Consider the following 19702-nt stretch of genomic DNA (forward strand, 5'->3'; position numbering starts at 1 on the left):
TGTCGTCACTCGTCGTCAACGCAATATGCATGGCTAGGAACTAGATTGCGTCGTCGTCGCGCTCGCCGGTGCGGATGCGAAGCGCGCTTTCGACCGGAATGACGAAGATCTTGCCGTCGCCGATCCGGCCGGTCTGTGCAGCCGCCGCGATCGCCTCGACGACGCGCTGCGCGAGACCGTCCTCGACGACGACCTCGAGCTTCACTTTCGGGAGGAAGTCGACGACATATTCCGCGCCGCGATAGAGCTCGGTGTGGCCCTTCTGCCGGCCGAAACCCTTGGCCTCGGTCACGGTGATGCCGCTCACGCCGATCTCGTGCAGCGCTTCCTTCACCTCATCCAGCTTGAACGGCTTGATGATGGCTTCGATCTTTTTCACAGGTACGCCCCCGATTGTTGAAACCCTCGCCCTTGCGAGCGAGCCGTCCGCCCTGAAGGGCGCCTTGCACCAAGCGTGCCAGCCGCGGCGCCCTCGGGCAACCGCGGAATATCGTTGATTTCACTGCCCGAAATTGCAGCACCTGGGCGGTGCGTGCGCAATGTAAGGGCAGAGGAGCCGATCACAGGATCTCGTGCAGCCGCGCGATCGGGCGACCGAGCCGGACGCCCTTGTCGGTCTCGACCAGCGGGCGCTCGATCAGCAGCGGATCGATCATCATCGCATCGAGGATCGCCTCGGCGTCGCCATGCTTGACCGCCTTGGCGCCATCCTCGGCCATGCGGAGCCCCTGGCGCGGCGCCATGCCGGCGCGGTCGTAGAGGCGGACGAGTTCCGCGCGGGAGGGTGGGGTCTTCAGATATTCGACGATCGTGACGTCCGCTCCTGCCTCTTGCAGCAGCGCGAGCGCCTCGCGGGACTTCGAGCAACGCGGGTTGTGGTAGATCGTCGCCTTCACGAATGCTCCGTCATCATCTGGCACCCCGTCATCCCGCTCTACCTCCGTCATTCCAGCGAAAGCTGGGATCTCCCCGTTCGGGTCGCACCGCAAACCAAGCGGGAGATCCCAGCTTTTGCTGGGATGACGGGGGTGAGGCGGCCGTTAAGCCCCTGCTTGGCCAACCACTCTTCCAGCCACTTGATCGTGTACGCGCCTTCCTGGAACTCGGGATCGTCGAGCAGCGCACGGTGCAGCGGGATCGTCGTCGTGACGCCCTCGATCACCATCTCCTCGAGCGCACGCCGCAACCGGCGCAACGCACCCTGCCGGGTCGTCCCGTAGACGATCAGCTTGGCGATCATCGAGTCGTAATAAGGCGGCACGCGATAGCCTGCATACAGCCCGCTATCGACGCGGACGTGCATCCCGCCCGGCGCGTGATATACCTTCACCAGCCCCGGCGACGGAGCGAACGTGCGCGGGTCCTCGGCGTTGATGCGGCATTCGATGGCATGGCCGCGGAACTGGACGTCCTCCTGGCGGAGCGTCAGCGGATGACCTTCGGCCACCCGGATCTGCTCGCGCACCAGGTCCAGCCCGGTGATCATCTCGGTCACCGGATGCTCGACCTGAAGCCGGGTGTTCATCTCGATGAAGTAGAATTCGCCCGCTTCCCACAGGAACTCGATCGTCCCCGCGCCACGATAGCCCATGTCGGCCATCGCCTTGGCGACGATCCCGCCCATCCGCTCGCGCTCTTCGGCGGTGATGATCGGCGAGGGGGCTTCCTCGAGCACCTTCTGGTGGCGGCGCTGCAAAGAGCAATCGCGTTCGCCGAGGTGGATCGCGTTGCCGTTGCCGTCGCCGAAGATCTGGAATTCGATATGCCGTGGATTGCCGAGGTATTTTTCCATGTAGACGGTGGCGTCGCCGAACGCGGCCTTCGCCTCGCTGCCGGCCTGCTGCATCTGCGTTTCGAGATCGTCGGCGTCGTTGACGACCTTCATCCCGCGACCGCCGCCGCCCGATGCCGCCTTGATGATCACCGGATAACCGATCTCCTCGGCGATCCGCTTCGCTTCGGCGATGTCGCTGATCGCACCATCAGAACCGGGCACGAGCGGCAGCCCGAGTGCGCCAGCGGTCCGCTTGGCCTGAACCTTGTCGCCCATCGTCCGGATGTGTTCGGGCTTGGGCCCGACGAACAGGATGTTGTGCAACTCGACGATCTCGGCGAACTGCGCGTTCTCGCTGAGAAAGCCGTAGCCGGGATGGATCGCATCCGCGCCGGAGATTTCGGCGGCCGAGATGATGTTCGGGATGTTCAGATAGCTGTCCGCGGCGGACGGCGGTCCGATGCAGATCGCCTCGTCCGCGAGCCGGACGTGCATCGCGTCGGCGTCGGCGGTCGAGTGCACGGCCACCGTCTTGATGCCCATCTCATGGCAGGCACGGTGGATCCGCAGCGCGATCTCGCCGCGATTCGCAATGAGCAGCTTCTTGATTTGCGGCATTATTCCACCACGACCAGCGGCTGGTCGAACTCGACCGGCTGGCCGTTCTCGACCAGGATCGCGGTCACGGTGCCGGCCGACGGCGCGACAATCGTGTTCATGACCTTCATCGCCTCGATGATCAGCAGCGTGTCGCCGGCGTTGACCTTCTGGCCGACGGTCGAGAACGGCTTCGCTTCGGGGTTGGCGGCGAGATAGACCGTGCCGACCATCGGCGACTTGACTGCGCTCGCGCTGATCGCGGGGGCGGACGCGCCGACCTCGGCCTGCGGGATCGACAGCGGTGCGGAGACGGGAGCCGGGCCAGGCGCCGGCGCGTAGTGCGCGACGGGGGCTGCCTGAGCGGCCTTGCGCGCGACGCAGATCCGGCGCGAGCCGTCCTCGACTTCGATCTCGGTCAGCTGCGTGGTGTCGAGCAGTTCGGCGAGCTGGCGCACCAGGGTCACGTCGACCTGCATTGCGCCCGTGTTTTCAGTTGTATCGTTCATGGCGGGGCCTCCTGTCAGAACCGTGCGACGGCTTCAAGCGCGAGCAGATACGAAAGCGCGCCGAAACCCGCGATCGTGCCCTTCGCCGCCTGGCCGACCAGGCTCACATGCCTGAACGATTCACGGGCGTGGGGATTAGAAAGATGCACTTCGATCACCGGAGTCTTCACACCCTTGATCGCGTCGTGCACCGCGACCGAGGTGTGCGTGAACGCACCCGCGTTGAGGATCACGGCCTTGGCACCGCGCGCCTGCGCTTCCTGGATCCAGTCGACGAGGTGACCCTCGTGATTCGACTGGCGCATGTCGATCTCCAGGTCGAGCTCGCGCGCGCGGTCCTCCAGCATCCCGGCGATGTCGTCGAGCGTCTCGTCGCCATAGATTTCCGGCTCGCGCGTTCCCAGCAGGTTGAGGTTGGGGCCGTTCAGGACGAACACTGTCGCAGTGACGGTATCTGGCAAGGGCAGCTCCTGGTTGCGGGGGCTGCGAACGACCCCCTATATGCGTCGTCCCACCCTTACCCGTTCGTGTCGAGCGAAGTCGAGACATGAGACCGGCAGCGGACGAAGGGTTTCTCGATCAGCCTGTCCCGAGCCATGTCGAGGGGCTCGAAACGAACGGAAAGTTTTGCATGCCCCACTCCGATGGTACCGTCTCCATTACCGTCAACGGCGAACACAAGCGTGTCACTGCCGGGTTGAGCCTCGCGGGACTCGCGACCGAACTCGGCCTCGTACCCGAGAAGATCGCGGTCGAGCGCAACATGGAGGTCGTTCCCCGCTCGACCTTGGCCGACGTGATGGTCGAGGACGGCGACGACCTCGAGATCGTGCATTTCGTCGGAGGCGGCGACCATGAGAATAACGGGCATGAGGACAGCTGGACCGTCGCCAGCCAGACCTTCAGGTCGCGGCTGATCGTCGGCACCGGCAAGTACAAGGATTTCGCGCAGAACGCCGCGGCGGTCGAGGCATCGGGCGCGGAGATCGTCACGGTCGCCGTCCGTCGCGTCAACGTGTCGGACCGCAACGCGCCGATGCTGACCGACTTCATCGACCCGAAGAAGATCACCTACCTGCCCAACACCGCTGGCTGCTTCGATGCCGAATCGGCGATTCGCACGCTGCGACTGGCGCGCGAGGCGGGCGGCTGGGAGCTGGTGAAGCTCGAAGTGCTCGGCGAGGCGAAGACGCTGTATCCCGACATGGTCGAGACGCTGCGCGCGACCGAGATCCTCGCCAACGAAGGCTTCAAGCCGATGGTCTATTGCGTCGACGATCCAATCGCCACCAAGCGCCTGGAGAACGCGGGCGCGGTCGCGATCATGCCGCTGGGCGCACCGATCGGTTCGGGGCTCGGCATCCAGAACCGCGTGACGATCCGGCTGATCGTCGAGGGGCAGGGGTGCCCGTGCTGGTCGACGCCGGCGTCGGCACCGCGTCCGATGCGGCGGTGGCGATGGAGCTCGGCTGCGACGGCGTGCTGATGAACACGGCTATTGCTGAAGCCAAGGACCCGCTGATGATGGCGGCGGCGATGAAGGCTGCGGTCGAATCGGGGCGGCTCGCCTACCGTGCCGGGCGGATGGGGCAGCGTCGTTACGCCGATCCGTCTAGCCCGCTGGCGGGACTGATCTGATTCGCCTGATCGCAAACGGGGTCATGACGCAAACGTCACGGAACCCACGGTAAAGACGGCCGTTATACCTTAGCAAGTTCAAGCGGCCCGGTTGGCGGGTCCGCAAAAGCAAGTGGAGGCTCTGATGGGCGAGTTCACCGACAAGGTCGCAGCAGCAGGCAACAAGGTTGCAGGTAACGTCAAGGAAGCCGTCGGCAAGGCGACCGACAACGAGAAGCTGGTAGCCGAGGGCGAAGCGCAGCAGGCCAAGGGCACTGCGCAAAACGTCAAGGGCAGCGTCAAGGGCGCACTCGGCGACGACATCTAAGCTTTGGCTTGATGTGAGAATACAGGCCGCTCCGGGAAACCGGAGCGGCCTTTTCTTTGCGCGGTAGGTTCCGCTGCATCGCAACCGCAACCGCAACTACTACCACCCCGGCGAAGGCCGGGGCCCAATTGGGGAACGATGCTCCTTAAGGGCAGCGCGTCGTTACCTCTGACATGCAAATTGGGCCCCGGCCTTCGCCGGGGTGGTGCCTTCGCCGGGATGGTGCAGAGAACCAAACCGCCTTGCCCAACCCGCCAACCTCCCCCACGAGCACCCGCATGACCCTCCCCACCCGAAGCTACGCCGCCTTCCTGTTCGACATGGACGGCACGATTCTCACCTCGATCGCGTCCGCCGAGCGCACCTGGACCAAATGGGCGATCGCCCACGGCCTCGACGCTGCGACGTTCGTGCCGACGATCCACGGCGTGCAATCGGTCGAGACCGTTCGCCGCCTGAACCTCCCCGGCGTCGACCCGGTCGCCGAAGCCGCGGCGATCACTGCCGCCGAGATGGAGGATGTCGACGATATCGAACCGATCGCCGGGGCGGCTGCGTTCCTGGCGAGCCTACCGCCCGAACGCTGGACGATCGTCACCTCGGCACCGCGGGCGTTGGCCGAAGTCCGGTTGAAGGCTGCCGGCCTGCCGATGCCTGCCACCATGATCGCCGCCGACGACATTCCGAACGGCAAACCCGCACCCGATTGTTTCCTGGTCGCGGCCGAACGGCTCGGCGTTGCGGCGGGTGATTGCCTCGTGTTCGAGGATGCGGCCGCAGGGATCGCGGCTGGCGAAGCGGCGGGGGCGGATGTGCTGGTTATCACCGCCACGCATTCGCACGGTGTCGCGACGTCACATCCGACGGTGGTCGATTATGTCGGGTTGTCGGTCGCGGTCGGGCCGGACGGTCTGGTCGTCACGCGAGACTGACGCCCCGCCCGCCGTCATCCTGACGAAAGTCAGGATCCAGAGCCACGAAGCGCACCGACGGTTACCCTGGATCCTGACTTTTGTCAGGATGACGGAGGTGAGGGTATCATCTCGAGCCTCAGAAAAGCCCCTCGATCAGCCCTTCGGCGTTCAAATGGATCGCCTCCGCCGCGGGCACGCGGGGCAGCCCCGGCATGGTCATGATCTCGCCGCAGATCGCGACGACGAACCCCGCACCAGCGGCGAGGCGGACTTCGCGGACGGGGACGATGTGTCCGGTCGGCGCGCCTAGCAGCGCCGGGTCGGTCGAGAAGCTGTACTGCGTCTTGGCAAGGCAGACGGGCAGGTGGCCGTAGCCCGCATCCTCCCAGCGCTTGAGTTGCGCCAGCACGCTCGGCTCGGCGACGGCATGCTCCGCGCGGTAGATCCGCCGCGCGACCGTATCGATCTTGTCGAACAGCGACAGTTCGTCGCCATAGATCGGTGCGAATCCGCCACCATGCGTCTCGCAGATCTCGGCGACCGCATCGGCCAGCTCGACTGCGCCCGCACCGCCCTCGGCCCAATGCCGGCAGAGGATCGCGCGGGAGCCGTGCTGGGCTGCAGCCTCGACGATCGCGGCGATCTCCGCGTCGCTGTCGGTGTAGAAATGGTTGATCGCGACGATCGCGGGGACGCCGAACTGGCGGATGTTCTCGATGTGGCGGACGAGGTTGACCGCGCCCTTGCGGACCGCCTCGACATTTTCCTGCGCCAAGTCTGCCTTCGCGACGCCGCCATTCATCTTCAGCGCGCGCGGTCGCGACGATCACGACCGCGTCGGGGGCGAGGCCGGCCTGGCGGCACTTGATGTCGAAGAACTTCTCGGCGCCCAGGTCCGCGCCGAAGCCGGCTTCGGTGACGACGTAATCACCCAACGACAATGCGGCGCGCGTGGCGATCACCGAGTTGCAGCCATGCGCGATGTTGGCGAACGGGCCACCGTGGAGGAACGCGGGGTCCCCTCCAGCGACTGGACGAGGTTGGGCTTGATCGCCTCGGCCAGCAGAACCGCCATCGCGCCGTCGGCCTTCAGGTCACGCGCGGTGATCGGCTTGCGGTCGCGGGTGTAGGCGACGACGATATCGCCGAGCCTGCGCTCCATGTCGGCGAGGTCGTTCGCGAGGCACAGGATCGCCATCACCTCGGACGCGACCGTGATGTCGAACCCCGATTCGCGCGGATAGCCGTTGGCGACGCCGCCGATCGACTGGACGATGTCGCGCAGTGCGCGGTCGTTCATGTCGAGGACGCGGCGCCAGACCACGCGGCGGACGTCGATCTGGAGCGCGTTGCCCCAGTGGATATGGTTGTCGATCATCGCCGCGAGCAGGTTGTGCGCCGCGGTGATGGCGTGGAAGTCGCCGGTGAAGTGAAGGTTGATGTCCTCCATCGGCGCGACCTGCGCGCGCCCGCCGCCGGTCGCGCCGCCCTTGGTGCCGAAACACGGCCCGAGCGAGGGTTCGCGCAGGGCTAGCACCGCCTTGCGGCCGGTGTGGCGGAGCGCGTCGGCGAGACCGATCGAGGTGGTGGTCTTGCCTTCGCCTGCCGGGGTCGGGTTGATCGCCGTGACGAGGATCAACCGGCCCTTCGCGCCCGATTTACGCGTTTCGAGCCAGTCGAGCGCGATCTTTGCCTTGAAGCGGCCGTAAGGCTCGATCGCCGCGTCGGGGATGCCGAGGCCGTCCGCGATGGTGGCGATGGGGCGCAGCGCGACGCTGCGGGCGATGGCGATATCGGTGTCCATGCGGATCGGCCTAGCGAGGGTCGCGACAGGTTTCCAGATGCTACGCTAGCGCGGGCGACGGCATTTCCGTAAACGCGACCGCAATGACGGATACCGACAGCAAGACGCCCGAGACTTCCTCCGGAATGACGCCCGCTTTGACCACCGTGTTCGCGGTCGCGTGCGGGATGATGGTGGCCAACCTCTATTACGCACAGGCGCTGATCGGCGAGATCGCGCCGGCGCTAGGGCTTCACGGCAGCACCGCCGGGCTGATCGTGACGCTGACGCAGCTCGGCTATGGCGCGGGCCTGCTGCTGATCGTGTCGCTCGCCGATCTGGTGGAAAATCGCCGACTGATCCTTATGATGGTCGCCGGGACGACGGTCGGCCTGATTGGCGTGGTGTTCTCGACCGGCGCGATGAGTTTCCTGCTATTCTCGTTCGTTACCGGCTTCTGTTCGGTCGGTGCGCAGATCATGGTGCCGCTCGCCGCGCATCTGGCCCCAGATGCCAAGCGCGGCCAGGTGATCGGCAACATCATGGCGGGGCTGATCACCGGGATCATGCTGGCACGGCCGCTGGCGAGCGGGCTCGCGTCGGTCGCCGGATGGCGCGCGATCTTTGCCGTGTCGGCGGTGGCGATGGTCGCACTCGCGCTGTTGCTGGCCAAGATGCTGCCCGAGCGGCGACCGAGCCCGGGTCTCGGCTATGGCCAGATCCTTGCGTCGAGCTTCCGGCTGCTCGCGCGGACGCCGGCGATCCGGCGGCGGACCGCGTATCAGGCGACGATGTTCGCGATCTTCAACCTGTTCTGGACCGCGGTGCCGCTGGTGCTCGCGCGGCAGTTCGGTCTGGGACAAGTCGGTATCGCTCTGTTCGCGCTGGCGGGAGCGGGCGGTGCGCTGACCGCGCCGATCGCCGGCCGGTTGGGGGACCGCGGCTATATCCGGATAGGGACCGGGATCGCGCTGGGCAGCGCTATCCTCGCCTGCATGGTCGCGGGCTGGGCGGGCGCAGTGCACATGCTGATCGTGCTGGCGCTCGCGGCGGTGCTGCTCGATGCCGCGACGCAGTTGAACCAGGTGCTCGGCCAGCGCGTGATCTATTCGATCGCGCCCGAGGCGCGCGGGCGGATCAATGCGATCTACATGACCGTCGTGTTCCTCGGCGGGGCGGCGGGATCGATGCTGGCGTCGTTCAGCCTGTATCATGGCGGCTGGACCGCGACGATGGCGGTTGGCGGCGGGCTGGCGGTGGCGGCGTTCGCGCTGTTCCTGACCGAGCCGCGCGGCGATCACATCCTGAGCGGATCCGCGTAACCAGTGAGTTCGAGATAGCCGCTGCCGCCGGCCGTGCGGACCGCGCCCTCCCAATAGACCGGCATGCCGCTGCGCCGTGCGTCGAGCTCCTGATCGGCGAATAGCGGGTTCAGGTCGAACCGGCGGACGCCTTCGGGCAGGCGGATGCTGAGCCGTTGCGTGACGGGGTAGAGCGCGCCGGTGCGCCGCGAGCGCCACTGCCTGAGCGGATCGAAACGGACGTCGCCGGGCGCGAACCGGACGACGCGGCCGTCTGCGCGACGGAGCGAGCCGCCCGCCCACACCTGTTTGCCGCCAGCCCCTCGGATCCGGAACGCCATCAGCGCGCCGCCATCGTCGAGGTTCAGCCCCGTCCAGTCCCAGCCGACCGCACCGCCGCCGAGATAATCCGACGACCATTCGCGATCGAGCCACGCCTGGCCGGTGACCGGTTGCGCCTTCCTGTCGCGCGTGAGGCTTCCCGTTACGACGAGGTGCGGGACCGAGTAATAATAGCTCGCCTGCTCGGGGCGGGGCCCCTTCTGGCTGTAGCCATCCTGGCCTTCGAGCAGCGGGGATTGGCGTGGAGTGAAGGTCAGCGCGAGCGCGAAGTCGGGCGTCGCGACATTGGTGACGAAGCGACCGTCGGGGAGGCGGCGGATCCGCCAGTCGCGCAAGGTCACGTCGGTGTCGCCGATCCGCGCCTGGGCTAGGCCGAAGCCGGCGCGGGCTGCGCGTTCGCCGTGGAGTAGATGGCCGATGTTCGGGTCCGACAAGGCGGCATGCGCGAACAAAATCTGCTTTGGCGCGAACCGGCTGGGGTTGGCGGCGTCGGTTTTGGGTGTGGTGCGGAAGAAGGTGATCTGGAAGCCGAGATCGCGGCCTTCGCGGGTCTTGAGCAGGCCGGTGACGTACCACCATTCGGTACGGAATGCGGGGTGGGCGCCGTGCTCGCGGGGGAAGACGAAGCGCGCGCCGGGGCGGACGACGGGATAATCGGTCGCGGCGGGCGTTGCGGCGGTCAGCGCAAGCGCGGCGACGGTGAGAACGGATTTGACCGAGCGGCGCATCACCAATCCTCCCTAACCATGCGGACCGCGTCGGCGGCAATCGCGCGGCGTCCGGCGAGCGTGGCGGTGCCGGCGGCGGCAATGACCAGTGCGCCTGCGACGCTGACGACGATACCCCAGGGCACCCGCGTTGCCATCGTCCAATTGAACGACTGGGGATTGATAACGTGGACGAGGACCTGCGCCATGATGCCGCCGAGCGCGATCCCGGCGATCCCACCGACCAGCCCGAGCAGCGCGCCTTCGCTCGCCAGCATCGCGATGATCTGGCGTTTCGAGACGCCGATGTGGCGGAGCATGCCGAACTCGCGCGTACGGGCGATGGTCTGCGCGGACATCGTCGCTGCGACCCCGGCCAGCCCGACGAGGATCGCAACCGCCTCGAGCAGATAGGTGACGGCGAAGCTGCGGTCGAACAGCTCGAGCGCGTAGCGGCGCAATGTCGCCGGTTGGGCGATCGAGATCAGGCTGGCGAGCGCGCGGGGGAGCGGGCGGCGAGCGCGCGTTGGACTTCGCGGGCGTTGGCGGCGGGGCGAAGCGTGATCGCCGCCTCGGTGCGGGTAAGGTCGCCCGTCGCCTTCGCATAGTCGGTGTCGCGGATCACTATCGCTCCCTGCTGTCGGGCATAGTCGCGCCAAATGCCGGCGACCGCATAGCGACCGGCGAGCGGCAACGTGACGGGTGCGCCGACCTTCCAGCCATAAAGCCGGGCGGCAGGTTCGGAGAGCCAGATCGGTGTCGTGCCGGCGGGGAGACGCTCGGCCTTGTCGAGCAATACCAGCGTCGGATCCTCGCCGTCAGCGACCGGACGGGCGATCAGAGTCACGGGCGGACGATCGGCGCGAAGCGTGAGCGGCACCTGACGGCTGAACGCGATGCGGGCCACGCCGGGCGTCGCGCGGAGGACCGCCTGCGCGGCGGGATCATAGCCGGTGCCACCCTCGACCCGCAGATACAGGTCGTCCGACAGGATCTGGCCGAGCCATTCGTCGACCGCGCCGCGGAAGCTGGTGACCATTACCGCCATCGCGATCATCAGCGCGGTACTGGCGACGATCCCGCACAGCGCGGTGGCGGCCTGGCCGGGGGCGCCGTGAAGATGACGGATTGCGAGGCCCGTTGCGACGTTGCGGTCCGGGCGGCGGGCGAGGGGGCTCAGCAACGTCCGCGCGAGCCAGGGCATGCCGGCGATGCCGCCCGCAAGGATCAGCGCCATGCTGGCGAACCCGAACAATGGCAGCCCGCCGATCGCCGGAAGCAGCGCCGCGACGCCGCCGACCGCGATCAGGACCGCGGCAGGGATCCAGGGGACCGGCGTGCGCGGATCGATCACGTCGCCCGCATTGCGCAACGCCGCAGCTGGCGCGGCACGGGCGGCGATACGCGCCGGGAGGACGCTGCCCGCGACCGCTGCGAGCAGGCCGAGCGAAAAGAACCCGACCGCAGCGGCTGGGGCGAAGGTCAGACGGACGCTGCCATCGGCGAAATAGCCTGCGCCGAGATCGCCACCGAACCGGGTCAGTGCGGCATAGGCGAGCGCATAACCGAGCAGCAGTCCAAGGCTCGCCCCGATCACGCCGATCGCGAGACCTTCGAGCGCGACGGTGGCGACGATCCCGTTGCGTGGCAGGCCAAGCGTGCGGATCAGTGCGAAGGCGCGCAGCCGGCGTGCGACCGACAGCGATTGCGCGGAGAACACCAGAAAGCCGCCGGTCAGCAATGCGACGAGCGCGAGCATGTCGAGATTGACGCGATAGGCACGCGACAGCGCGTCGCTGCGTGAGGCATCGCTGGCGCTGGTCCCGATGGTTGCGTCGCGCGGCAGGATCGTGGCGAGCGCGGCTGTCGAGGCCCCATCTGCCTGCTTGACGTCGATCCGGTCCAGCCGGCCCAGCCTGCCGAACCGCCACTGCGCAGTGGCGATGTCGACGACGCCGATCGCCTGGCCTTCCGCGACGCCGGGAAGGGAACCGGCGATGCGCAACGGCGTGGCCCGACCGTTCGCGGCGACGGTCAGCCTGTCGCCCGGCTTGGTGCCGATAGCGCGCATCGCCGCTGACGAGAGGAACAGCGCTTGTTCATCGAACGCGTCGTCGGTGCGACGGTCGATCCCGGCGGGCGCGATGCCGACCAGCGACGGCGTAACCTGAGCCGCGCGAATCACGTCGAGACCCAGCAGCGTGAAGCGCGCCTTGCCGGCTGTGGCGCGTAGCACGACGACCGGACTTGCATCGGCGACGCCGGACGCAGTCGAGACCCTAGCGTACAGCGCCTCGTCAAAGCCCAGCGGTGTGGTCGCGTTGACCTGGACATCCGCGCTGCCGTTGACGGTCCGCAGCGCGCCTTCGAACGACGTCAGCGCCGACCCGTTGACGAGATGAACCGCGAATCCGAGCGCCACGCCGATCGCGATCGCAACCGCGGTGAGGGCAAGCCGGGCAGGGTGCGCACGCCATTCCCCGCCGATCAACCAACCTAGCGCAAGCCGCGCCGATACCAGGCTCACGGCCGCCGTTCCAGACCCGTCGCGGTCAGTGTCAGGACGACATCCGCAATCGCCGCGGCGGCTTCGGAATGCGTGACGATGATCGCCGCGGCCCCGTCCTCGCGGACTGCCGTTGAGAACAGGTCGAGAACACTTGCCGCGGTATCGGGATCGAGATTGCCGGTCGGCTCGTCGGCGAGGATGATTGCGGGGCGATGCACAAAGGCGCGAGCGATCGCGACGCGCTGCAATTCGCCACCCGACAGATCGCGCGCATAGCCGTCGCCGCGAGCGCCAAGACCGACGCGATCAAGCATATCGTCGGCGCGCGCGGCGAGCGCCTTGCGATCGGCGGACACGAGCGCGAGCGGCAAAGCGACGTTTTGACGCAGCGTCAGATACGGCAGGACGTGAAACGCCTGGAACACGAAGCCGACCCGCGTCGCACGGAGACGGGTCAACGCGGCTTCATCGAGCGATCCGAGATCGACGCCCTCGACCATGACATGCCCGGCATCGGCGCGGTCGAGACCGGCGAGAATATTGAGCAGCGTCGATTTTCCTACACCGCTCTCGCCGACGATCGCGATCAACTGGCCACGCTGGGCGACCAGGTCGAGATTGCGGAACAGCTCGCGACCACCGGGCACCGACTTTGCAAGACCCGCAACGCGCAGAAAGCTATCGTCAATCATACGTCGCTCATGCCATGTGCGCCGAGCTGGCGACAGTGACGCGATAGTGAGCTAGGTTGCTTTTCCGACGCATATGCCGCGAGCAGCATGGGCCTCACCCGCCCAATACTATATTTGATTTAACATAATATATATTATCGATCTTGCAGAGATGGTGAGATTGATATCGGATACAGAGCGTTCGTGATCTCCGGCCACCAATTGCCTGTCAGCAGCGCAATGAGCGTCGCGCTTTGGTAACGTCGCGCGCTATGGCGATACGATAGGTTGATGACAGGCAGATGATTTCGATGATCGAACGGTTGGTGTCCATCATGGCGCGGTTGCGCGATCCGGTCGACGGTTGCGCGTGGGACCGCGTGCAGACCTGGTCGACGATCGCGCCCTACACGATCGAGGAAGCGTATGAGGTCGCCGATGCGATCGCACGCGACGATCCAGTCGATCTCAAGGACGAACTGGGCGACCTGCTGCTCCAGGTCGTGTTCCACAGCCGCATCGCCGAGGAATCGGGCGCGTTCACATTGGCCGATGTCGTCGCCGCGATCAGCGACAAGATGGAGCGCCGCCATCCGCATATCTTCGGCGATGCCGCGACCTCGCCGGGATGGGAAACGATCAAGGCGGCTGAGCGTGCGGAGAAACCGGATCCGAGTGCGCTGGCCGGCGTCGCGGTCGGCCTGCCCGCTCTCTCCCGCGCCGAGAAACTCCAGAAGCGTGCCGCCCGTATTGGGTTCGACTGGCCCGATGTGGAGGGGCCTATCGCAAAGATCGTCGAGGAAATCCAAGAGGTTCGCGAGGCTGGTTCAGACACGGTGGCAGAAGAGATCGGCGACCTGCTGTTTGCCGTGACGAACTGGGCGCGGCATCTCGGCGTCGATCCGGAGGCGGCGTTACGCGCCGGCAATGCGAAGTTCGAGGCGCGGTTCCGGGCGATCGAGGCCGATGGCGGCGATGCTTTCGCCGCCATGACACTCGATCAGAAGGAAGCCCTTTGGCAGGCGGTCAAGCGTCGCGGCGGATGAACCGATCGTAGTCGTTTTCGGACAGCCGCACGTCATACGTGGTCTCGAGTTCGTCGTCCAAGCTGCCAAGCACCTCACCGTGAGCATGCAGCCATGCCGCCCCCGCCCCGTCGGTTGCGTCGAGCGTGATGCTGTAGCGACGATGCGCGCCGGTCAGCTTGGCGGCGACCTGGTGGATCAACTCATCCACCCCTTCCCCGCTCAGCGCCGAGATGGCGACGACGTCGTCGCGGTGCGCGGCTTGGCCGGCGATCTCGTCATGCGTATCGGCATCGAGCAGGTCGAGCTTGTTCCAAACCTCGAACCGCGGCGTGTTCTCGTCCACACCGATTTCGGCCAGCACGGTCTCGACGTCGGTCCGCTGCGCCTCGGTATCGGGATGCGCGATATCACGAATGTGGACGAGCAGATCGGCAGAGACCACCTCCTCGAGCGTCGCCTTGAACGCGGCGACCAGCTGCGTCGGCAGGTCCGAGACGAACCCCACCGTGTCGGAGAGAATCGCCTTGTCGATGCCGGGCAACTGGATCTGCCGCAACGTCGGGTCGAGCGTGGCGAACAGCAGGTCCTCCGCCATGACGTCGGCGCCGGTCAGCCGGTTGAACAGCGTCGACTTGCCCGCATTGGTGTAGCCGACGAGCGCAATCACCGGCCACGGCGCACGCTGGCGCCGTTCGCGGTGGAGACCACGCGTACGGCTGACCTGCTCCAACTCACGCTTCAACCGGGCCATCCGATCGCGGATCAGGCGGCGATCCGCCTCGATCTGGGTCTCGCCCGGACCGCCGAGGAAGCCGAAGCCACCGCGCTGGCGTTCGAGATGGGTCCAGCTCCGTACCAGCCGGCCGGCCTGATAATCGAGATGCGCGAGTTCGACCTGCAGGCGCCCCTCGGCGGTCGCTGCGCGCTCGCCGAAGATCTCGAGGATCAGCCCGGTGCGATCGATGACCTTGGTTTCGAGCGCCTTTTCGAGATTGCGCTGCTGGACCGGGCTGAGGCTCGCGTCGAACACGACGAGCCCCGCCTCTTCCATCCGCACCTGGGTCGCGAGCAGTTCGACCTGCCCGCTGCCGATCAACGTCGCCGGCTTGGGCTGGCGAACGCGGTAGGCGATTCGCTCGACGACCTCGACGCCGATCGCCGCAGCAAGACCAGCGGTCTCCTCGAGACGGGCATCGACGTCGCGCGACGCATCACCCTGATCGGGTAACACCACGATCGCGCGCGTACCGCGGGTGAACTCGTCCCGATCGCGTTCGAAACCGCTACTCAATCGTCTTGGTCCGCGTCATCGGCATCATCCGTATCAGTGGGTTCCTCGGCGAGGTTCAGCGGGCGCGCCGGCTGGATCGTCGATACCGCGTGCTTATAGACGAGCTGTGCCATGCCCTCGCGCTGAAGCAGCATGCAGAACAGGTCGAAGCCGGCGATCTGGCCCTGCAGCATGACGCCATTGATCAGGAACATCGTCACGCTGTCTTCGGACTTGCGCACCGCGTTGAGGAAAATATCCTGCAACAGCGGATGCTTCTTCTGGTTCTCTCCGACCGCGTCGACGATTGCCGACACGTCCATCGGTCCGGCGGGCATGATCGTCGAAATGGCGTGCTTGTAGATCAGCTGCGACTGGCCGTCGCGGCGGAGCAGCACGGAAAAATTATCGAACCATGTGACGATGCCCTGGAGCTTAACGCCCTTGACGAGGAACATCGTGACCGGCGTCTTGGAGCGCCGGAGTGCATTCAGGAAGAGGTCCTGAAGCGAGCCTGGTTTATCGGCCAATGGGATAACCCTTTGTTTTTGGCGGGACTTTGCCCGCAAGGCGCTGTTTCCCAGCGTCGGAGATGCGCCCGGTTACCGGGCACCGTATATGATCTATGATCGCCACCGCAATAGTTCCAGAGGGGGCGAAATTGCGGCGCCTTATTCGTCGCGTGTTTCGGTGATGCCGAGGAGCTTCAGTTTGCGGTGAAGCGCCGATCGCTCCATGCCGATGAAGCTCGCCGTCCGCGAGATGTTGCCCGAAAAGCGCCGGATCTGGACGCGGAGATATTCGCGTTCGAACGTCTCCCGTGCTTCCCGCAGCGGCGATCCCATGATCGCGGTGCCGCCCGCGGCGCCCATGTCGCCCTGATCGCCAAGCACTTCGGCGGGCAACAGGTCGATGTCGATCCGGCCGATCCGGTCGCCCGGTGCGAGGATGATCGTCCGCTCGACGACGTTGCGCAGCTGGCGGACGTTACCGGGCCAGTCGTAGGATTGCAGCGCGACCATCGCGTCGGCTGCGATCTCGGGCGTCGGCACGCGGCGTTCGGACGCGTAATGCGCGATGAAATGCTGGACCAGCGCGGGGATGTCCTCGCGGCGATCGGACAGCGGCGGGATCGTCACGGGGACAACATTGAGGCGGTAATACAGGTCTTCGCGGAACCGACCCTCGGCGATCTCGAACACCAAATCGCGGGCCGTCGCAGAGACGACGCGAACGTCGACCTTGACCACCCGGGTGCCACCAACGCGTGTGAAACTCTGGTCGGTCAGCGCGCGCAGTATCCTCGCCTGCGTGGTGATCGGCATGTCGGCGATCTCGTCGAGGAACAGCGTGCCGCCATGTGCCTGCTCGAACAGGCCGGGACGGACGAGATCACCCGCTTCCTCGACGCCGAACAGCTCCTCGTCGACGCGCTCCGGGGTCATCCGTGCGGCGCTGACGACGATGAACGGCGCGTCGGTGCGCAGGCTCCAGCCGTGCAACAGCCGGGCGGCGACTTCCTTGCCGACCCCTGCCCCGCCCATGATGAGCACGCGGCTGCCGGTCGCGGCGACGCGCTTCAGCGTGGCGCGGACGCCGTTGATCGATCCCGAACTGCCGGTGAGATCGGTCTCGCGGCCGACGGTTGCTCGCAACGTCGCGACCTCACGACGCAGCCGCTCGGTCTCGGTCGCGCGCGACCATCAGCAACAGGCGCTCGGCCTCGAACGGCTTTTCGATGAAATCGGACGCGCCGCGGCGGATGGCGGCGACCGCAGTGTCGAGGTTGCCGTGGCCCGAGATCACCAGCACCGGGATCGACGGATCGCGCCGCTTGATCTCGTCGAGCAATTCTAGCCCGTCGAGCCGCGAGCCTTGCAGCCAGACGTCGAGCAGCACCAGCGATGGTCGCCGCGCGGCAATCGCCTCTAGCGCGCTGTCGCTGTCGCCAGCATCGCGCGTCGCATAGCCTTCGTCCTCCAGGACGCCGGCGACCAGTTCGCGAATGTCACGTTCGTCGTCCACGACGAGAATATCGAGCGCCATCAAATCATGTCCGGTTGCGAGTCATGGTGGCGAGTTGGCCATCCCCTGCCCCTCGGGTAGCGGCCCTCTTGCGTCGAGCCCCCTTGATCCAGGCCCCCTTGGTCGAGCGCGGTCAGCGCCCTGATATCGAAGATCATGGTGACGAGCGTGCCGCCACCCGGTCGATCGGAGAACCCGATCGTGCCACAATGTTCCTCAATGATCTTCTTGACGATGGCAAGCCCGAGACCGGTGCCACGCGCCCGTGTCGTGACATAGGGCTCCATGATCCGGTCGCGATCGATGGGCAGGCCGATGCCCGTGTCGGCCAGCGCAATGGTCACGCTGCGGCCCGGATCCTGGCTCAGCGTCATGGTGACCGAACCGCCGGGTTCACCCTTTGCCTCAATGGCTTCGACCGCGTTCTTCACGAGGTTCGTGAGGGCCTGACCGATCTGGCGACGATCGCAAACGAGCGCGAGGCCGGGATCGTCATTGACCAGATGGAAGCCGATTGCGGGGTGCGCCACCTCGTGCAGGAAAAGCGCCTGCCGCGCGGCGTCGACCAGCGATTCCTCGCGGAAGACGGGCTTTGGCATCCGTGCGAACGACGAGAACTCGTCGACCATCCGGCGGAGATCGCCGACCTGACGTATGATCGTGTCGGTCAGCCGCGAGAAGGTGCCGTCCTGCATCTCGGTCTTTGCGCCATAGCGCCGTTGCAGGCGTTCGGCGGCAAGCTGGATCGGGGTCAGCGGGTTCTTGATCTCGTGCGCGATCCGCCGCGCGACGTCGGACCAGGCCGCACGCCGCTGATCGAGCAGTTGCTGCGTGATATCGTCGAAGGTCAGGATCGGGCCCGTCGCAGGCCGCGCGATCCGCACCGCCAGCGTGCGGACGTCACCACCCTGCCCGACTTCGACGATCGCCTCGCGGTCGCTGCCATCGAGCATCGCGTCGAGCTCGGGCGCGATGTCGACCAGACGACGACCGACCAGCCCGCCGGCATCGGTACCGAGCAACGTCGTCGCCGAATCATTGGCGATCGTGATCGTCCGCTCGCGTCCGGTCGCGACGACGCCCGCGGAAACGCCCGCCATCACCGCCTCGATCAGCGCGCGACGGCTTTCGAGCTGGCCGTTGGCGGTGACGAGTTCGGTGTTCTGCGCCTCCAGCTGCCCGGTCATCTGGTTGAACGCGTTGGCGAGCGTGCCGACCTCGTCGCGGCTGCGCGGATCGGGGACGCGCGCGGTCAGGTCGCCACCTGCCACCCGGCGTGCGGCGTCGACGAGTTCGCCGACCGGCCGGACGAGGCGATCCGCAACTGCGAGCGCGATCCACACAGCAATCCCGACGATCAGCAACGAGATCAGCAGCAGTGCCGCATTGAACTGCAGTTGCAGGCTGCGCGCCCTGGCCAGAAGCGATCGATAACTCTTCAACACGTCGTTCGCACGCGTGGTCTGTTCGGACAGTAATTTCGTATCCTCGACGCGGCCCGCATAGAGGAACAGCTCGTCAGATCCCGGCAGCATCGTGATCGTCTGGATACGATCGCCCGTCACCGCCACGACCGCGCTCTTGCCCGACCGTAGCTCGGCGATCGCCGAGGGGGTGACGCGACGCGTAAAGTCGATCTCGTACGGGTTGACGATCGCCAGCGTCTGGATCCCCTGCTGAGGAGACAGCTTGAACAAAGCCGCTTCCGACAGGCTGCGAAAATAGACCTGCTGGAGGAACCAGCCGGAAAAGTCCGGGCTCTGCAGCGAGCGTTCGCGGAGATAGGCGGACATGTCGCTCGCCATCGTCACGGTGGCTTCCTGCCATCGGTTGAGCTGGCGGGCGTAGGACGACTGGGCGAGCCCGGTCGCATTCTCGAGCATCCCGCGCGCCTGGTCGGAATACCAGAACTGGACGCCGTACTGGAACAGCAGCGACGCAAAGATCGTCACCAGCAGCATCGGCACCGCCGCAACGATCGAGAAGAGTGCGACGAGGCGAACGTGGAGACGACCGCCGCCACCGACCGGCGAGCGTGCTGCACGCCGCATCGCCACGCGCCGCCCCAGCAGCATGAGCAGGGCGATTCCTGGCACGAGATTGGCGACGAGCAGCAGCGCGACGAGCGGCGGGGCCAACAGACGCTGCGGCGCGTCGGAGCCGGTGATGACGAAATAGCTGGCCACGGCGATCGCGATCGCGACGCCCAGCACAAGCGCTTCGACCGCAGGCGTCACCGCGAACCGGTGCGCGGGCCCGTCATCATCCATCGGTAGCGTCGCGGAAGCGATCATCGTTGCCCCGATACAACGTCAACCGTTGCCAGG

Annotated in this window: 16 protein-coding genes and 3 pseudogenes; 5 read left to right on the forward strand and 14 right to left on the reverse strand. The window is 66.4% G+C overall.

Features of this window, described 5'->3' with window-relative positions; genetic code table 11:
• Positions 1-40: 40 nt before the first annotated feature.
• The 5 genes from QP181_RS05780 to aroQ form a co-directional block, all read right to left on the reverse strand.
• Positions 41-379, reverse strand: a complete 339-nt coding sequence (locus QP181_RS05780) for a P-II family nitrogen regulator (protein ID WP_055875939.1) — start codon at positions 377-379, stop codon at positions 41-43.
• Positions 380-560: 181 nt separating this feature from the next.
• Positions 561-896: an arsenate reductase family protein gene (locus tag QP181_RS05785; protein ID WP_333927941.1), complete on the reverse strand. Its 336-nt coding sequence runs from the start codon at positions 894-896 to the stop codon at positions 561-563.
• 47 nt (positions 897-943) lie between these two features.
• A complete protein-coding gene (gene accC / locus QP181_RS05790; RefSeq protein ID WP_333927942.1) occupies positions 944-2392 on the reverse strand; it encodes an acetyl-CoA carboxylase biotin carboxylase subunit in 1449 nt (482 codons plus the stop codon).
• Entirely contained in the window at positions 2392-2880 is a 489-nt protein-coding gene (accB, locus tag QP181_RS05795; protein WP_333927943.1) for an acetyl-CoA carboxylase biotin carboxyl carrier protein, read from the reverse strand. The genes accC and accB overlap by 1 nt, the downstream gene beginning before the upstream one ends.
• A 14-nt stretch (positions 2881-2894) precedes the next feature.
• The gene (gene aroQ / locus QP181_RS05800) at positions 2895-3341 is read right to left on the reverse strand and encodes a type II 3-dehydroquinate dehydratase (RefSeq protein ID WP_443027522.1); all 447 of its coding nucleotides are present in this window, start codon (positions 3339-3341) and stop codon (positions 2895-2897) included.
• A 170-nt stretch (positions 3342-3511) separates the two neighbouring features.
• On the opposite strand from aroQ, the pseudogene thiS reads away from it, so the two are divergent.
• The 3 genes and pseudogenes from thiS to QP181_RS05815 all read left to right on the forward strand — a co-directional run bounded on the left by thiS (position 3512) and on the right by QP181_RS05815 (position 5757).
• Positions 3512-4518 (forward strand): annotated as a pseudogene (gene thiS, locus QP181_RS05805) (sulfur carrier protein ThiS).
• Between the two features lie 124 nt (positions 4519-4642).
• Entirely contained in the window at positions 4643-4825 is a 183-nt protein-coding gene (locus QP181_RS05810; protein WP_056050734.1) for a CsbD family protein, read from the forward strand.
• Positions 4826-5103: 278 nt separating this feature from the next.
• Positions 5104-5757 (forward strand): HAD-IA family hydrolase, encoded by a 654-nt coding sequence (locus QP181_RS05815; RefSeq protein WP_333927944.1) that lies wholly within the window; start codon positions 5104-5106, stop codon positions 5755-5757.
• Positions 5758-5875: 118 nt separating this feature from the next.
• Here QP181_RS05815 and QP181_RS05820 read toward each other — a convergent pair.
• Positions 5876-7543, reverse strand: a pseudogene (locus tag QP181_RS05820) (formate--tetrahydrofolate ligase).
• Between the two features lie 83 nt (positions 7544-7626).
• On the opposite strand from QP181_RS05820, the gene QP181_RS05825 reads away from it, so the two are divergent.
• The gene (locus QP181_RS05825; protein WP_333927945.1) at positions 7627-8844 is read left to right on the forward strand and encodes an MFS transporter; all 1218 of its coding nucleotides are present in this window, start codon (positions 7627-7629) and stop codon (positions 8842-8844) included.
• Here the strand turns inward: QP181_RS05825 and QP181_RS05830 are convergent.
• From QP181_RS05830 to QP181_RS05845, 4 genes are read right to left on the reverse strand one after another with little or no spacing between them, the layout of a single operon-like run.
• A complete protein-coding gene (locus QP181_RS05830; protein ID WP_333927946.1) occupies positions 8820-9893 on the reverse strand; it encodes a lipocalin-like domain-containing protein in 1074 nt (357 codons plus the stop codon). The genes QP181_RS05825 and QP181_RS05830 overlap by 25 nt on opposite strands.
• Entirely contained in the window at positions 9893-10333 is a 441-nt protein-coding gene (locus QP181_RS05835) for an FtsX-like permease family protein (RefSeq protein ID WP_333927947.1), read from the reverse strand. Before QP181_RS05835 ends, QP181_RS05830 begins: the two co-directional genes overlap by 1 nt.
• Before the next feature lie 23 nt (positions 10334-10356).
• A complete protein-coding gene (locus QP181_RS05840; RefSeq protein ID WP_333927948.1) occupies positions 10357-12399 on the reverse strand; it encodes an ABC transporter permease in 2043 nt (680 codons plus the stop codon).
• Positions 12396-13073: an ABC transporter ATP-binding protein gene (locus QP181_RS05845; RefSeq protein WP_333927949.1), complete on the reverse strand. Its 678-nt coding sequence runs from the start codon at positions 13071-13073 to the stop codon at positions 12396-12398. Before QP181_RS05845 ends, QP181_RS05840 begins: the two co-directional genes overlap by 4 nt.
• 290 nt (positions 13074-13363) lie before the next feature.
• Here QP181_RS05845 and mazG point away from each other — a divergent pair, with 290 nt between their 5' ends.
• Positions 13364-14098: a nucleoside triphosphate pyrophosphohydrolase gene (gene mazG / locus QP181_RS05850; protein WP_333927950.1), complete on the forward strand. Its 735-nt coding sequence runs from the start codon at positions 13364-13366 to the stop codon at positions 14096-14098.
• Here the strand turns inward: mazG and hflX are convergent.
• From hflX to QP181_RS05870, 4 genes and pseudogenes are all read right to left on the reverse strand, one after another.
• Positions 14079-15371: a GTPase HflX gene (hflX, locus tag QP181_RS05855; protein ID WP_132734063.1), complete on the reverse strand. Its 1293-nt coding sequence runs from the start codon at positions 15369-15371 to the stop codon at positions 14079-14081. The two genes, mazG and hflX, sit on opposite strands and share 20 nt — an antisense overlap.
• Positions 15368-15934 carry an RNA chaperone Hfq gene (gene hfq / locus QP181_RS05860; RefSeq protein ID WP_443027577.1) on the reverse strand — a complete coding sequence of 189 codons (567 nt, stop codon included), beginning with the start codon at positions 15932-15934 and terminating at the stop codon, positions 15368-15370. The genes hflX and hfq overlap by 4 nt, the downstream gene beginning before the upstream one ends.
• 87 nt (positions 15935-16021) lie before the next feature.
• Positions 16022-17396, reverse strand: a pseudogene (gene ntrX, locus QP181_RS05865) (nitrogen assimilation response regulator NtrX).
• Positions 17396-19669, reverse strand: a complete 2274-nt coding sequence (locus QP181_RS05870; RefSeq protein ID WP_333927952.1) for a sensor histidine kinase — start codon at positions 19667-19669, stop codon at positions 17396-17398. The pseudogene ntrX and the gene QP181_RS05870 overlap by 1 nt, the downstream one beginning before the upstream one ends.
• Positions 19670-19702 lie beyond the last annotated feature (33 nt).

Source organism: Sphingomonas sp. LR55 (genome assembly GCF_036856015.1).
Classification (GTDB): Bacteria; Pseudomonadota; Alphaproteobacteria; order Sphingomonadales; family Sphingomonadaceae; genus Sphingomonas.